The organism is Desulfuromusa kysingii, from assembly GCF_900107645.1.
GTDB lineage: Bacteria > Desulfobacterota > Desulfuromonadia > Desulfuromonadales > Geopsychrobacteraceae > Desulfuromusa > Desulfuromusa kysingii.
Window position 1 is genome coordinate 84309 of record NZ_FNQN01000010.1, and the last position, 16479, is coordinate 100787.

Here is a 16479-nt window from a genome sequence, read left to right on the forward strand (position 1 = left end):
TTTAAAAATAACTAATATTAGAAGAGGCTTTTAATCGTCCAAATATTGACTGGCATTGATAAGGAGCTGCTGGGAGAAATCTTGCAGTGGCTGAGCTGCCAAATTCCAGCAGTGCCAGTAGAGGGACATCCGCATTGTTGTCCCTGGGGCCAGTTCCTGCAGTTGTCCTGAAGCAAGTCCTGCAGCGCTCTGCCAGTCCGGGACCATGCCATGGCAGTGCCCCGCAGCAATCACTTCGAAAAATTGTTCGGGTGCGGGGACATAATGGGTGGGGAAAACTTCTGGACTGCGACCGAAGTATTGTTGGTAAAATTGCTGATGGAGGCGGTCTTTACGGTTAAACAACACTGCAGGTGCCTGTCGTGATGCGTCTAATGAAAATCCATCTGCAAACCAATGATTGATAAAATCAGGAGTTGCCAGCAGTCGATAGGTTATCGTTCCGAGCTTTTCTACTCGACATCCCTGTATCGGGCTGGCTTCTGTGCTGACACAACCGATAACTTCACCTTTACGTAAGAACTTATGGGTCTGTTCTTGATCATCAACCCGCAAGTCAATCAAGAGGCCTTTACGTGCTAATACGGGGCTGATTGCCGGGATAAACCAATACGCCAGACTGTCAGCATTAACACCAATCGCCAAGGTTGTCATGTTGGCTTCTGGAGCTGTCGTCAACTCCGAAGAGAGCCCAGCTTCCAACAGTTTAACTTGCTGATAGTGTTTTATCAGTGCTGTGCCGGCAGCAGTTGGTGTTGGCGGTGTTGTGCGGGAGATTAAGATCTGACCACAGGACTCCTCCAGTTGCCTGATGCGCTGTGACACGGCCGATTGAGTGAGAAAAAGGGCTTGAGCGGCGCGCTCGAATCCCCCTTCCGCGACCACATTGGCTAAAGCTTCAAGATGTTTGTAATCAAGCATAAATAAATATTAGCAGAGATAATGAGATATAAAAATAAGTAATTTTACTTTTAATCCTTTCAGGGTTAGCTTCATTGCTCAATGAACTTATTCAACGGAGGATAACAATGTTGCCTTATTTGCAAGGGATTGGGATCGGTGGCGGATTAATTATTGCCATTGGTGCACAAAATGCGTTTGTGCTGTCGCAGGGGGTCCATCGCAATTTTCCAGTCCAGACCGCTATCGTTTGCAGTCTCGGTGATGGATTGTTGATCTTTCTGGGGGTCAGTGGGATCGGCACTCTGGTGGCGTCGCATCCTCTTTTGGCTCAACTGGCGACCTGGTTCGGTGCCTTGTTTCTGCTCTGCTATGGTTTCCGTTCTTTTCGTGCCGCAATTCAGGGCGGGAGTTTGGACGCAACCACAAAACAGATCCCATCGAGACGACAATTGTTCCTGGCCACTCTGGCATTGACCTTTCTCAACCCACATGCCTATCTGGACACTTTTGTCCTTATCGGTGGTCTCAGTGGTGAACTCGCTCTGGCTGATCGTTATCTGTTTGGAGCTGGAGCCACAACGGCTTCCATCCTCTGGTTTTTCTCTCTGAGTCTTGGTGCCGGGTTCCTCGCTCCGTTGTTTCGTAAGCAACTGGCGTGGCGTTTACTCGATGGTTTTGTCTGCCTCACCATGTGGGGAATTGCGACCTCTTTGCTTTGGCCCAAACTACAGCCCTATCTTAGCTAAGCATCTTTACTTGCAGCGGGGACAAGGGTAGACTTCTTTCTGTCCCTGTCTGCGAGGAAGTTATGGCTCCTGAAAACACCAAGCATCCGTTTGAAAAACTGACTCCTGACTTCATTATGGATGCGGTCGAATCGCAGGGTTATCACTGTGACTGCCGGATTTTAACCCTGAACAGTTATGAAAACCGGGTGTATCAGGTGGGGATTGAAGATCGGCAACCGTTGATTGCCAAGTTTTACCGACCTGAACGGTGGAACGATGCGCAAATTCTAGAAGAACATGACTTCACTCTGGAACTTGAACAACTGGAGCTTCCAGTGGTCGCCCCTCTGGTCAATCGGGAGAAAAAAACTCTGCATCAATATGAAGGTTTTCGCTTTAGCCTTTCTCCCTGTAAAGGTGGACATTCCCCGGAGCTGGACAATCTGGAACACTTGCTGGTTATTGGCCGCTTGCTCGGGCGGATTCATCTGCTGGGCAGCAGACAACCCTTTCGTCATCGACCGGCCCTGAACAGTCAGAACTTCGGTCATGAGTGTGTTGCTTTTATCACTGAAAACTTTATCCCCAGCGAATATCGTGAATCCTATCAAACCTTGACGCGTGACCTGTTGCAGCAGATTGACGCACGGCTGGCAACATCCCCCTCCATTGTTCCGATCCGCGTCCACGGTGACTGCCACAGCGGCAATATGCTCTGGCGTGAAACTGCGCCCCATTTTGTCGATTTTGATGACTCCCGGATGGCTCCGGCGATCCAGGATCTATGGATGTTACTGTCTGGTCCGGAGGATCAACAGCGGCGCCAACTGGATAAAATTCTCACCGGTTATGAACAGTTTTGTGATTTTAATCTTGCAGAATTACAATTGATCGAACCACTGCGGACCTTGCGGATGTTGCACTACAGCGCTTGGCTGGCAAAGCGTTGGGACGACCCCGCTTTTCCCCGCACCTTTCCTTGGTTTAACAGCATGCAGTACTGGGGTGAGCATATCCTTGAATTGCGTGAACAGTTATCAGCATTGCAGGAACCCCCCTTGCATCTTTAACCATTGTTGTAACCCACCAATAAGCACGCAAAGCTATTCCCGTCTTAGTTAGTCAATTTCAACATATGCAATAACTTCATAAGCTATGTAATAATCTATTTATTCAATAATACTAATAAGCTGTAAAATTAAACATAACCAAATCAGTCCCTTGACGAGGCATTATTTTTTTTATATTGTTCCGCGTTTGATCGGGGTATGGAGAGCTGCTGGACAATAAATATAGTTTTCGCTCTATCCATCCGTATTGCCACTATTGTTTTTGCTTCAGATTGAGGCACGTGGAGGGACCATGCAAAAAATACTATTGTTGCTGCTTTTATTGTTGTTACCAGTCAGTGCATTGGCCGATTTAGGGGCTTCGGTGACTCTTGTCACGGGAGACCCTGCAGCGATATATCCGGGGCAGGAGACACGTCTGGAAATTACTCTGGCGAATACTGGAGACACGGAAATCTCTGCTGTTGGCTTTGATGTTCCACTTCCTGGCACCTATCCTGATGGTTTGAAAATTTCATCGGCCGCCACTTATACATGTACCGATCCTGAAGGAAACACGGAGGTTGGGACTGGAACTCTCACTGCAGCGGTTGATAGCCAAAGCATTAAATTGACGGGCGGTTCTATCCCTGCTCGAGCTGATAATACCAGCGGTGTTTGTAAAATCATTGTTCCGGTGACGGCGGGGACATCCACGGGCAGCAGCGTTACCTACACTTTCGAGATAGAGGATGGGGCAGTAACAGGGGACGATAGCAGTGACACTGTTGCCAATAACGGAGCAGTCAGTCAGAGCATCAATGTTCTAGACTTGGCAAAACCAACCATTACTAAAGAATTCGATTCTTCAAGCGTTGACATCGGGGGCAATGCGACCACCCTGACCTTTACTGTTGCAAACAGCAATCCTGTTCCGATTCCAGATTTTAGCATCACCGATACCTTCCCGACACTGGGAGGCAGTGCAATTATCGAAGTGGCCGATCCGCCCAATGCAAGCTCAAGTTGTAGCAGTGGTGGTGCACCAGATTTTAGTCCATCGGCGACAGCAACGAGCGTGACCGCAACGGGTACGATACCGGCTAACGGCAGTTGTACTTTTTCCGTTGATGTGATCGGTGTTTCAACCAACGGCAGTTATGATACAGGCAATCAAACCAATCGAATCAGCAAGGATGACGACTTTAGCAATGACCTTGGGATTTCTGCCGCAAGCGATGCCACAGCAAGGATTCGCGTTCGCTCACCACTTGGTGTCACCAAGAGTTTCAGTCCGTCGCGGCTTGCCAGCGGGACAGAAGGTCAGCTGACAATCGAGCTGACGAACGTTGCAAATACCCCTTTAGACATAAGCAGTTTTACGGATAGTCCTATTGATGGAGTGGTTGGTGTTGGGGGCAGTGTTGGTGAATTAGGGTCAGGGCTTAGAGCAACGGAGGGCACAACCACATGTGGTGGTACTGTTAATGTCATTGATGGAGGTGATGGAATTGAGCTGTCTGGGAGTAACAGTATTCCTGCTAATGGCTCTTGTACCATCACCGTAGATTTTACTGCCGCAGCAATGGTATCACAGGTCCCTATCAGTTATATGAACAGTCTCGCTGCTGGTGCTGTCGATGTCGATAATGATGCGATTGTCAGTCAGCCTAGCTCTGCTTCTATTTTGGTTGCTGATATTCTGAGGGTGGAGAAATCTGCCAGCCCCGCTGAAGTCGCACCGGGCAATCCGGTTCAGTATACCGTCACCGTACAAAACTTCTCAGATGAAGCTATTTCAAATGTCACCGTTAACGACACCTTACCGGGCAACGTGACTTACCTGACAGGGACAATCAATGGCAATGATTACTCCCCTTCTTCTACTTGTGGAAACTTCACTGAAACCAGTGTGCTGGGGGCTGCCAATGCGCAATTTACCATCCCAACTCTACCAGCCCGAACAACGAGTAGTGTCCCTGGTGTTTGTACCCTGTCGTTTTGGGGAATGGTGGATTCCGAAGCTGGTGACGCTGCTTCCATTGTTAACACAATTGCAGCAGGTGATATTTGCTACAACGATGGCATCGAAAAGTGTAATGGTTCCGCAGCGACATCTGGAACGGTTAAGACGGAAGCGACCGTCTTGTCAGCGGAGAAACGCTTCAATGACACCACCGACACGGTGATACACCCTGAGGGGACAATTGAGACCTTAAGTATTACCCTGACAAATATCTCTGCCAATCCGCTGACAGCTGTTACTATCTCCGATACCTTCCCCACTGATGGTTCGGGGCAATTGCAAGTTGCCAACCCAGCCAATGCTGTTACCACCTGTGGTGGAACTCTGGAAGCAATACCAGGTGCCAACTCTTTTACTCTGAATGGTGCAACGGTTCCTGCCCGTGCCAATAATGGGACGGGTGCCAATGGCAGTTGTGTCGTCAGTCTTGATGTGATTGGGCCGGCAGGCACATATGATAATGTTGCTCAGGTTGAAGCGAAGCAAACCTATGCAAATGGGGATTCCGCAGAGAATGTATTTGTCAATACAAATACTGCCCGTTTGGTCTATCTATCTTCTTTAACTGCAGAGAAGAGCTTTACCCCCGGTAGCATTTCATCTGGCGGGACTTCGCGGGTGACTGTGAGGCTGGCAAATGAAGGCGCAGTCGCTTTGACAAATGTCACCGTGACGGACCCCTTACCAGAAGGGATGGTTCTGGCGGATCCGGTGAATGCCAGTAGCACCTGTGCTGGATCCCCGATTTTTACCGCAGCAACGTCTGGTGCCAACACTGTGACGATGTCTGGGGCATCCATCGCCGGAAGTGGCTCCTGCGATGTTCAATTTGATGTGACTGTCACCGGGAGCAGTTCTTGGAGCAACGTCATTCCAAGCGGGAATATTACCGCTGACGGTGGGGTCAGAAATGTGGCTGATGTCAGCGCAACATTGGAGTACCTCGATCCAACTGCCATCAGCGTTACCAAGACCTCCAATCCAAGTACTTTGACCTTTCCCGGTCAAACCAGTGAATTGACCCTCTCTTTTACCAATGGCAATCTGGCAGTGACTCATTTGGCAGTGACCGACTACTTTACGCTGGACGGTACGGCAGAGTCAGCTGCCAACGGTATGGCGATCGCAGCAACCCCAAATATCAGCACCACTTGCCCTGGGGGCGTGGTCTCTGCGACAAGTGGAGGCTCGAAAATTTCGGTCAGCAACGTCTCTCTGGAGGCAGGTGCATCCTGCGAAGTCAAAGTCAATGTGACCTCGAGTGCCGTTGGTGGTATCACCAACGTTATCCCTATTGGTGCTGTCAGCTCTGATCAGGGTTTGAGCAATAATGGTCCAGCTTCAACCAGTTTGACGACGCAGAGCAACATTGGGGTGGAAAAAAGTTTTAGTCCTAAAGTTGTCAAGCCGAATGAGCGCTCAAGGTTGCGGATCACCTTTTACAACCCAACGGGTCAGGCGATGGCGAACCTCTCAGTCCTCGACACGTTGCCCGCCGGGGTGACGGTTCCCAGTGGCGCAGATCCCATGTCCACCTGTAGCGGCGCCAATGTTTCTGCCCCTGAAGCCAATCAGGTTCAGGTCAGCGGTGCCAATCTTGGTGCTGCAATAGATGGAACCGCAGCATCTTGTTATGCGGAAATAGATGTTATTGGGGCTGCACAAGGGGAATATACCAATACCATTGCAGCTGGCGCCGTCACCGCAACCGCTGGGGGTGTTGCGGTCGATAACGCGCAACCAGCCAGCGATACCTTGTTCGTTAAAAATCCGCTGGTGATTCACACCGCGTTTGATGATTATACCCTGGATAGCGGTGATCCGGTCGGCATGACCACGGGGAGCAGCAGTGCCCTCCCTGGGAAGACATCGCGGCTCACAATCCGGCTGGATAATCCCAATCATGAAGCTCTGACCGGAGTGGCACTCCTCGATGCCCTGCCGGAAAATCTGGTTATCGCCCAGACCCCGAATGCAAGCACCACCTGTGATGGTGGATTTGTTGATGCCCAAGCTTCGGCGACAGCTGTCCGTTTGAGTGGTGCGACCGTTCCGGCTACGGGTTATTGCACCCTATCCGTTGATGTCTTGAGCAACGTCTCTGGAAATTACGTCAACACTATTCCAGCATCTGCCGTGACCAGTAACGAAGGGGTGAGCAATGAGGAGCCTACCAGCGCGGAGGTGATGGTTTCTGCTCCCCCTGTAGTTGACAAACAGTTTGCCCCGGCGGTTATTGGTGCAAATGGGGTCACGACTCTGACGATTGTTTTCAGCAACGATAATGATAGCGACACAACATTAACCAGCGAATTTGTCGATAATTTACCGTCATTGCCGGGGAGTATTGTTGTCGCAGACTCCCCCAATATTGGCGGAACTTGCCCCGGAACAGTAACTGCTGCTGCCGGTTCTACTTCCATCACCTACGCCGCTGAAGCAACGATTCCAGCTGGCGGTTGTACCATACAGGTCGATGTCACCGGGGACATTCCGGGGGAATACAATAACAACATCCCGGCAGGGAGTTTACAGACAACCGTAGGTGCGAATCAGCAGGCAGCCAACAGTGGCTTGATTATCAGTTCCTTTGGTTATATTTCAGGAACGATTTACAACGATAATAATGTCACCCCGAACGGGATCTTTGAGATGGGTACAGATTCCCCCGTCTCTGGTGTCAGCGTTGAATTACGTGAAGGCGACAGCTGCTCAGGAGACTTAATTGAGTCGACTCTGACCGACAGTCTGGGGAATTATCTGTTTGCCACCCTCGAGGCAGGGACTTATTCGATCTGTCAGCCGATGCAACCCGAAGGGACGATCAACGGAGCTACGACCGCAGGGGCGATCGTCTCCAGTAACAGCAGTACCGGTTCATCAGGAACCGAATCAAACCCGACGACAACCAGCAGTCAGATTGTCGGAATTGTCCTGGATGATGATGGGACCTCTGGTGAAATCAGTGGTTCAACGGGCAACAACTTTGCTGAAATTATCCCTTCCACAATTTCGGGGACGGCGTTTTTAGACCAGAACAATAATGGTGAGATGAATGGCACCGATACCCCTCTGGCAGATGTCGTCATCGAACTTCTCAATGCCGATGGTGATCTCATAGCGACAACAGTGACGGATGCGAACGGGGGCTATAGCTTCAATGATCTTATCCCTGGAAATTATTCGATTCGCCAACCGAGCCAGCCTGACGGAACTTCAAGCGGGTTGACCAGCGCCGGACCGGTCACCAACGGTGGGACTGCTGGGACGGTTACGGACCCAACCACAGTACCAAGCCAGATTAACTCTATCCAGCTACCTCCGAATACCACTACAGAGAACAATAATTTTGCTGAAATTCCCAACAGTCGTCGTATCTCTGGAACGCTGCTGCTTGATTATAACAACAACGGGATTGTTGACGGTACCGATCACGGTATCGGCAATCAGACGATTACATTGACCGGGACCGATATCAGCGGCAACCCAGTCTCAATGACGACCACGACAGCAGCTGATGGGAGTTACAGCTTTACCGATCTGCCCGAAGGGACCTATACCCTGAATCAATCGACGCAACCGGAAGGGACCACCAACGGCGTAACGACCGCAGGAAGCGATGGAGCAACGGCGAGCAATCCGACAGACACAAGCAGTCAAATTGCTAATATTGTCCTGTCTGCTGACAATCCAGTCTCCGGTGGCAATAACTTTGCGGAAGTTCCCGGTGCTGCTGCGGATCTGGCACTGGCGAAAACCCACTCACCGACCAGCCTTGGAGCGGGTTCAAGTACCGGGTTTTATACCCTGACGCCGAGCAATATTGGGAGTTTGGATACTTCTGGCACAATGACGGTTGTCGATACCCTTCCGTATGGTCTGACCAGCCTTTCAGTGCCAACCAGTGGTGATTGGAGTTGCAGTACGGCTGGACAGGTGATCACCTGTACCTCAAACGAAGTGATCGCTGCAGGTGAACAAGGCTCTGATATTATTTTACGGGTGGCTGTTGCCGATGGTCTGGCAGGTCAACTCTTGACCAATACTGGAACCATTTTCGGTGGGGGTGAACCATCAGGCTTTGATGGAAACAACAGTGCTTCCGATCCGACTGCAATTTCTGAATCTGCCTCAGTATCTGGACATGTCTGGAGAGACACGAACCACAACCAGATTTTGGATAATAGTGAGACCCCCCTGGCAGATTGGATTGTTGAGCTCACCCTTGATAATACTCTGGTTGCCAGTACCACAACCGATAGCTCGGGAAATTACCAGATTTCTGGTATTGCACCGGGTAGCGGTTATCAGCTTCGTTTCCGCGATCCAGAGAGTGGCATTATTTATGGTCGACCTGTCCCCAATGAGACGGGGGCGACTTATAGCAATGGCGTTGTTAGTGAAGGGAACCCTGCCGGGGCTGATAACACTGACGGGACATTGGCAGGACTGACCTTTGTGGCTGGTGCTGAAGTTGTGGAACAGAGTCTCCCCTTTGATCCTTCAGGGGTGGTGTATGACGCTGTCACTCGCAGTCCAGTCGCAGGTGCAATTGTCAGCATTTCCGGTCCAGCAACATTTGATCCAGCAATCCATCTGGTTGGTGGTGAGGCGAATGTGACCCAGATAACCGGGGAGAGTGGTTACTACCAATACCTGTTGCTTCCAACCGCACCTGCAGGCACTTACACCCTTGGGGTCACACCACCCGCTGGCTATTTACCGACTGCTTCGACAATGATCCCCGTTTGTAGCAATACCCCAACGGTTGGAGCATTGCCTGATCCGGCTGCGGTGCAAGCGAGCGCCGATCCGCCACAGGCATCGGCGACACTCCAGGATGGTGATTCTTGTCCCGCAGATTCCAGGGATTTTGCTGCCAGCGGGAATTCCACCCAATATTACACCAGCTTTAATTTTGAAGACGGTGTATTGGCAAATGTCATTAACAATCATTTCCCCATCGATCCGGTGCTGGAGGGGGCGATCACGCTGGTAAAGACCTCTCCACTGGTCAATGTCTCCATTGGACAACTGGTCCCCTACACCATCACCGCGGTCAACAATCTGGCAGCACCGCTGAGTAACATTGATCTGTATGATGTTTTGCCTCCGGGGTTCAAGTTCAAATCGGGGAGCGCGACGCTGGATGGGGTGACGGTGACTCCAGAAGTGAATAACCGCACGCTGCGGTTGACCGATATCAGCTTTACTGCCAACGGGCGCCGGACGGTGAAGATGCTGCTGGTCGTCGGTTCGGGGGTACAAACGGGCGAATATGTCAATACCGCCCAGATGGTGAATAATCTGGTCCCTGCCCCGGATAATGCGGTCTCCAACCGGGCTACGGCGACGGTGCGGGTGATTCCTGATCCGCTATTTGATTGTTCCGACGTCATTGGCAAGGTGTTTGATGATCAGAACGCCAATGGTTATCAGGATGATGGCGAACCGGGACTCCCCAATATCCGGGTGACGACCGCCCGAGGGTTGTTGGTCACCAGTGACGCTGAAGGCCGTTACCATGTGACCTGCGCGATGGTGCCCAATGAATTCCGGGGTTCCAACTTTATTATGAAGCTGGATGAACGGAGCTTGCCATCCGGTTATCGGGTCACCACAGAAAATCCCCGTACGGTCCATTTGACCCGCGGGAAAATGGCTAAGCTCAATTTTGGTGCGGCCATCCATCGTGTGGTCCGCTTTGAAATGACCAACGCGGCATTTGACGCCGCGAGCAACGCACCGACAGAAGAACTGATGCAGGCCATCACCGCCTTGCCGGAGCAACTGCGTGCTGCTCCATCGATCATCCGACTGGCGTATAACCAGCAGGGTGAATCGCCGGGACTGATCAAATCGCGACTGAGCGAGGTCCGCAAACAGATTGAATCGTTATGGGAGGCGCAGGGTTGCTGCTACACCCTTGTTTTTGAGGAGGAAATATTCCAACGAGACCTCCAGGTTAAAGGAGGGGAAAAATGAAAAACTTAACTATTAGCGCACTGGTTATCGTCCTTCTCGGGTTGGGTTACAGCTCTGCCGTTGCTGCAAACTATTGCCAAGAAGATGGCAGTTGTTCCCCTTGTGACGGGGACGGTAGTTGTCTCTCAGTGAATGGTAAACGGATTGATTCGGGTGCCAGTCTTGGTGCCCGACACAATCCTCCGGCAAACAGTGAACGCCAACTTGATGAAAGTACCTGGGAATTATCCCCCTATCAGCAAGAGACTGTGTCACAGGTGGAAGAGGTGCCAGTCACAATCAACCGGACGGAACTCAAGCAGGTGATTGATAGTTCTGTTGCCCCCAAGTTTGGTTACGGTAAAAGCTTTCTGACACCATCATTACAGGCCGACCTGAAGCAACTTGCTGCGCAACTTGCCGGAAAGCAGAATCTGCGGTTGCGGATCGTGGGTCATACCGATCCCGATAGGCTTTCTCGCAAATCTGCTGCCATTTATGGGGATAACTTCGGTTTGGGGCAGGCACGTGCCGATGCGACGGCAGAATATCTGGCAGCGTTGCTGAACCTGGAAAAGGAACAGATCGAAACCTCATCGCGGGGTCCGTTGGAACCCATCGCCCCCAACGACAAAGGGGAAGGGCAAGCGCGAAACCGCCGGGTTGAGATCTTTGTCTCATACGACGATCCGGTTATTGTCGCGACTGATACAACGGTCACAACCACCAAGGAGACTCCGGTGGAACAGAGTCCGTTACGGGCTTGTTCAGAGGTTCTCAGTAGTCGGACTGCTGCGACCGCTGCCCCCTTCAGGATCAGTATTGACGGTGTACCGTTGGCAGATACAGGGACAATTGATCCCGATATCCAGCGTTGTACCGATGTCGCTCTGGAAAAAGCTGATATTCAGATCCATTACGACGATCTGGAATCGACCCCTTGGTTGAATGTCAGTGCCACACCCAACAGTGCAGTGCGACAGGAAAAAGTCACGTTTACCGCTTACAGTAATTATGACCATTGGATTCAACGGCGCGAAGTGAGGATTTTTGCTCCGCAGGATTCAACCCAATCGACCCCGCTACAGGTGCTGCCGATTACGTCACCGGGACAAGTTGAATGGTTCCCGGGGGATCAGGTGCCTAACGACATCCGTTATGTCCTCCGGGTCTATGATGAACAGGGACAATTTGATGAAACTGCCCCTAAAGCGCTGCGCATTGATCATCGTGCAGAACCCCAGAAAAATCAGGGGAGTGGTCCACGTGAAGAGTTAATCGGCTATGGGGAAAATAGTTTACAGATCCACAATATCCCCGTTCACGGTGGGGCAGTGACTGTCAATGGCAGCGACTTGCCACCTGACAGTCTGGTCAGCGTCATGGGACAGCGGGTTCCCGTTGCTGCCAATGGCCGTTTTGCCACTCGGCAGATCCTTCCGGCTGGTCCCCATGTGGTTACCGTTGAGGTCGAAAATCAACAGGGCCAGTTGAACTTTGCCCGGAATCTCTATGTGCCGGATCAGGATTGGTTTTATATCGGTATTGCCGATCTGATTGCGGGTGAAAATAGAACTTCAGGCCCAGCGAGTTTGGTCACCACAGATGATCAACACTATGAAAATGACCTCTATATTGATGGGCGGCTGGCATTCTATCTGAAAGGGAAAATCAAGGGGGAGTGGCTTTTGACGGCAGCTGCCGATACCCAGGAACAACCCTTTGAACACCTGTTCAGTAACTTTGATTCCAAAGATCCGGAGTATCTGTTGCGGCGTCTTGATCCCGATCTCTACTATCCGGTTTATGGTGATGATTCCACCACCGTTGAAGATGCGCCCACAAGTGGCAAGTTCTATGTCAAAGTGGCGAAGGGGGATTCCCATGTGATGTGGGGGAACTTCCAGACCCGCTGGACCGGGAGTGATTTTGCAAATATCAATCGCGGTATGTACGGAGCCAATGCCCACTGGGAATCGCCACAGCAAACCAGCTACGGTGAGAAGCGGGCAAAAGTCGATCTGTTTGCCGGTGATCCCGGGACTCTGGGCGCTCGGGACGAATTTCGTGGCACCGGCGGGAGTCTGTACTACCTGCGCCATCTGGATATCACTACCGGATCGGACAATGTCTGGGTGGAGATTCGCGACAAGGATTCCGGTCTGGTGCTGGAAACCAATCAATTGACCGCTGGGCAAGATTACGAGGTCAACTCTCTACAAGGACGACTGCTGTTGACCTCCCCCTTGCCTTCCACTGCCGATGATAGCCAATTGGTACGCTCCGGCTCCCTTTCGGGGCACCCTGTCTATCTGGTTGCGACCTATGAATATACCCCCGGTGTCTCTGAAGCCGATAATATGACGGTGGGCGGACGGGCGACAGCTTGGGGCAATGACCATTTGAACATTGGCGTCACTGGCTATAAACAGGGGGATGACGATACCGATCAAACCCTGGGCGAAGTGGATGCCACCTTGCGTTATGCTGCTGGAACTTACGTTAAAGCAGAGGTTGCCCGTTCCGATGGTTCGGGCAGTGGTAACAATAGTTCTTTGACGGGTGGTTTTGAATTCGAGACCGAAACCGCTGTCGACACGGAAGCCATGGCGAAACGGGTTGAAGCAGGGATCGATTTTGCCGAAGTGAGCGATCAGGTTGGACATGCCCATGTCTATTGGCAGGATCGGGAAGAGGGTTTTTCGGGTCCTGGGCAGATTGCAGCCGAAGATATTGAGCAGCTGGGGGCTGCCATATCCGCTGAAATCACCGATTCCTTCTCCGTGGAGACCCGCGCCGATATGAAAGAGGCGGACACGCAGGATAGCGTCGCTGCCAGTATGACAGGGATCTATCAGCTCAATCAGCGCTGGAGCCTGAGTGGTGGAGTCCGTTATGATGATCTCGATAACCGTGTCGCCAATTCCAGTTCAACCCTTTCCGAAAACGGTTCCCGAACCGATTTGGCGGGACAGGTGAATTATACCCCTGCTGCGACCGCTGATCACCCGGACTGGTCCGCTTATGGTTTTGTCCAGGGGACGATTAAAACCACGGAGAGTCGAGAAAACAATGACCGTTTTGGTGTTGGTGGGCGCTACAAGCTTTTTGATCCGTTACAAATAACGGGAGAAGTTTCCGGTGGCGATGGTGGTTTGGGTGGCTTGATTGGCGCTGATTGGCGCGTCAATGAACGCAGTCAACTCTACATGAATTATACGCTGGATACGGATCGGACCGACGATCTCTCCCGTGGTCGTCAAGGGCAATTTACCAGCGGTGGTAAAACGCGGTATACCGATAGTCTGTCAGTCTATGTTGAGGAGCGGCTGCAACACGGTGATGGCCCTTCTGGGCTGATCCACTCTTTCGGCCTCGATCTGGCAGCATCAGATGCCTGGAACTTTGGATTCAAGGCCGAGAATGGCGACCTTTCGGATGCCGATATTGAGGATTTGGAACGGACTGCCTTCTCCTTCTCTGCCGGTTATGCCAAGGAAAAAACCCGTTACGCTGGTAATCTGGAATGGCGCAAAGACGATGGTACCACTTCAGGTAAGCGGACCACCTGGCTGATGCGCAACAATGTTGGTTATCAGACCACGGAAGACTGGCGTTTCCTGGGGAAGTTGAACTTCTCCTTTGCCGATAGTGATCAAGGGGATACCTATAATGCCGATTTTGTCGAGGCGGTGTTGGGTTACGCCTATCGACCGGTTGCCAACGATAAATTGAACACGCTGTTTAAATACACCTATTTTTACGATCTCCCCTCATCGAGTGCGCTCACATCATCGGAGACGCTGGCAGATTACGCCCAGAAGAGTCATGTTTTTTCTATCGATGCCATCTATGATCTGACCCCTTGGATTTCCATCGGCGGGAAGTATGGTTATCGCCGCAGTGAAATCCGTGAAAACCGGGTTGATGGATCTTGGTATAGTTCCAATGCCCACTTGGGTGTGGTCCGGACCGACTTGCACTTTACCCATAATTGGGATGCTTTGCTCGAAGCGCGGTTGTTAAAAGTGACGGCCGCGGAGGATCAACGCGCCGGGTTCCTGGCAGCCATTTACCGGCATATCAATAAGAACATCAAGTTTGGTGTCGGCTATAACTTTACTGACTTTTCGGATGATTTGACCGATCTTGATTATGATTCCAAGGGGTGGTTTATCAATCTGATTGGCAAGTTGTAGGGAGTATTAGCGGGAAGAAAACCGGGGAATTCAACTGTCCCCGGTTTTTTTAATTTCATTAATTTCGCTGCAAGCTTTTTGGCAGCAGCAAGCTCAGGATAAAAATCAAACAGGCTGCAACAACAATGGATGGTCCAGTCGGAGTATCCCACTGAAAAGAACCAAATAACCCTGCACTGACCGCAAGACAACCAAAGGTACTGGCCAGAATAGCCATGATTTCCGGGTTGCCGGCAAAACGTCTGGCCGTTGCCGCAGGGATGATCAGCAGCGCTGTGACCAGTAACATCCCGACAACTTTCATCATTACCGCCACAATTAAAGCAATAAGTCCCAGAAATAACCAGTTAATGCGTTCCACCGGAACTCCTTCAACCCGTGCCAGATCTTCATGGATTGTAATAGCCAGTAATGGTTTCCAAAGTATCAGTAAGACCAGCAGTGCGATCCCGCCACCGATAAAAATCCAGCCCAGATCGCTGTTACTGATGGCGAGGATATCGCCAAACAGGTAGGCCACAAGATCAATACGGACATCTTTCATAAAGGCCAGTGCGACGAGCCCTAAAGAAAGTGCTCCGTGGGCGAAAATGCCAAGCATGGTATCACTGGCGAGCTGTCGCTGGTGCTGACTGAGGAACAGGAGGATCGCCAAACCTTGGCAAATGACAATAATCCCCAGAGTCAGGTTAATATGCAGCATGAATCCTAGGGCGACCCCAAGGAGGGCGGAATGGGCGAGGGTATCACCGAAATAAGCCAGCCGTCTCCAAACGACGAAAGAGCCAAATGGACCAGCAATCAAGGCAACTCCCAGTCCCCCTAACAATGCGCGAAGCAGAAAGTTATCAATCATTTCCGAGTCTCCTACTGCAAGTTGCACATTCATCGTGATGATGGTTCTGGTCGTGAACATAGATCGCGATATCCTTCACTGCTGAAGGTCCGAACAGTTCAAGAAATGCGGGGTCATTGGTGACTGATTCGGGGGTGCCACTACAACAGATATGACGATTCAGGCAAAGCACATGATCGGTCGCTGCCATCACCAGATGGAGATCATGAGAGACCATGAGGACCGCACAACCGCGTCGATCACGAACCTTAGATATGAGCTGATAGAGCTCAATTTGACCATGTACGTCAACCCCTTGAACCGGCTCGTCAAGGACCAATAACTCTGGGTCGCGGATTAAGGCCCGAGCGAGTAATACCCGTTGCATTTCCCCGCCAGAGAGATTTTTCAGTGCTGATTCAAAAACGTGGGTCGCGCCGACTTCTTCCAACAGCGGCAGGACTTTTGAGCGGTCATTTTTGCAAGCGAGAAAAAGAAAGCGTTTAACCGTCAGCGGGAATGTAGGATCCAACTGTAGTCGTTGGGGCATATAGCCAATCGTTAATCCCTGGCGTTGGCTCACTCTCCCCGTTGTCGGTCGTTGGAGGCCAAGAGCGACCCGCAATAGAGTGGTTTTCCCGGCGCCGTTCGGGCCGATGATCGTTAAGATCTCTCCGGGAGCAATTTTGAAATCAATTTTTTCCAGCAACAGCCGCTTGTTCAAGACGAGATCCACGGCAGAAACTTCCAACAATGGTTGTTCAGTTTGACTCAT

7 protein-coding genes are annotated in these 16479 nt (G+C 51.2%); 4 read left to right on the plus strand and 3 right to left on the minus strand.

Features of this window, described 5'->3' with window-relative positions; genetic code table 11:
• Window positions 1-30: 30 nt before the first annotated feature.
• Complete coding sequence (locus BLU87_RS14730; RefSeq protein WP_092350185.1) at window positions 31-921, minus strand: LysR family transcriptional regulator ArgP; 891 nt, start codon at window positions 919-921, stop codon at window positions 31-33.
• A 107-nt stretch (window positions 922-1028) separates the two neighbouring features.
• On the opposite strand from BLU87_RS14730, the gene BLU87_RS14735 reads away from it, so the two are divergent.
• The 4 genes from BLU87_RS14735 (at window position 1029) to BLU87_RS14750 (ending at window position 14869) form a co-directional block, all read left to right on the plus strand.
• The gene (locus tag BLU87_RS14735) at window positions 1029-1649 is read left to right on the plus strand and encodes a LysE/ArgO family amino acid transporter (RefSeq protein WP_092350187.1); all 621 of its coding nucleotides are present in this window, start codon (window positions 1029-1031) and stop codon (window positions 1647-1649) included.
• A 62-nt stretch (window positions 1650-1711) separates the two neighbouring features.
• A complete protein-coding gene (locus BLU87_RS14740; RefSeq protein ID WP_092350189.1) occupies window positions 1712-2701 on the plus strand; it encodes a serine/threonine protein kinase in 990 nt (329 codons plus the stop codon).
• A 292-nt stretch (window positions 2702-2993) separates the two neighbouring features.
• Entirely contained in the window at window positions 2994-10691 is a 7698-nt protein-coding gene (locus tag BLU87_RS14745; RefSeq protein ID WP_092350191.1) for a DUF7933 domain-containing protein, read from the plus strand.
• A complete protein-coding gene (locus tag BLU87_RS14750; protein ID WP_092350193.1) occupies window positions 10688-14869 on the plus strand; it encodes an OmpA family protein in 4182 nt (1393 codons plus the stop codon). The genes BLU87_RS14745 and BLU87_RS14750 overlap by 4 nt, the downstream gene beginning before the upstream one ends.
• Before the next feature lie 58 nt (window positions 14870-14927).
• Here the strand turns inward: BLU87_RS14750 and BLU87_RS14755 are convergent, their stop codons facing one another.
• Both BLU87_RS14755 and znuC read right to left on the minus strand, forming a co-directional pair.
• Complete coding sequence (locus BLU87_RS14755) at window positions 14928-15725, minus strand: iron chelate uptake ABC transporter family permease subunit (protein WP_092350195.1); 798 nt, start codon at window positions 15723-15725, stop codon at window positions 14928-14930.
• On the minus strand, window positions 15718-16479 hold the full coding sequence (znuC, locus tag BLU87_RS14760; RefSeq protein WP_092350197.1) for a zinc ABC transporter ATP-binding protein ZnuC: 762 nt from the start codon (window positions 16477-16479) through the stop codon (window positions 15718-15720). The genes BLU87_RS14755 and znuC overlap by 8 nt, the downstream gene beginning before the upstream one ends.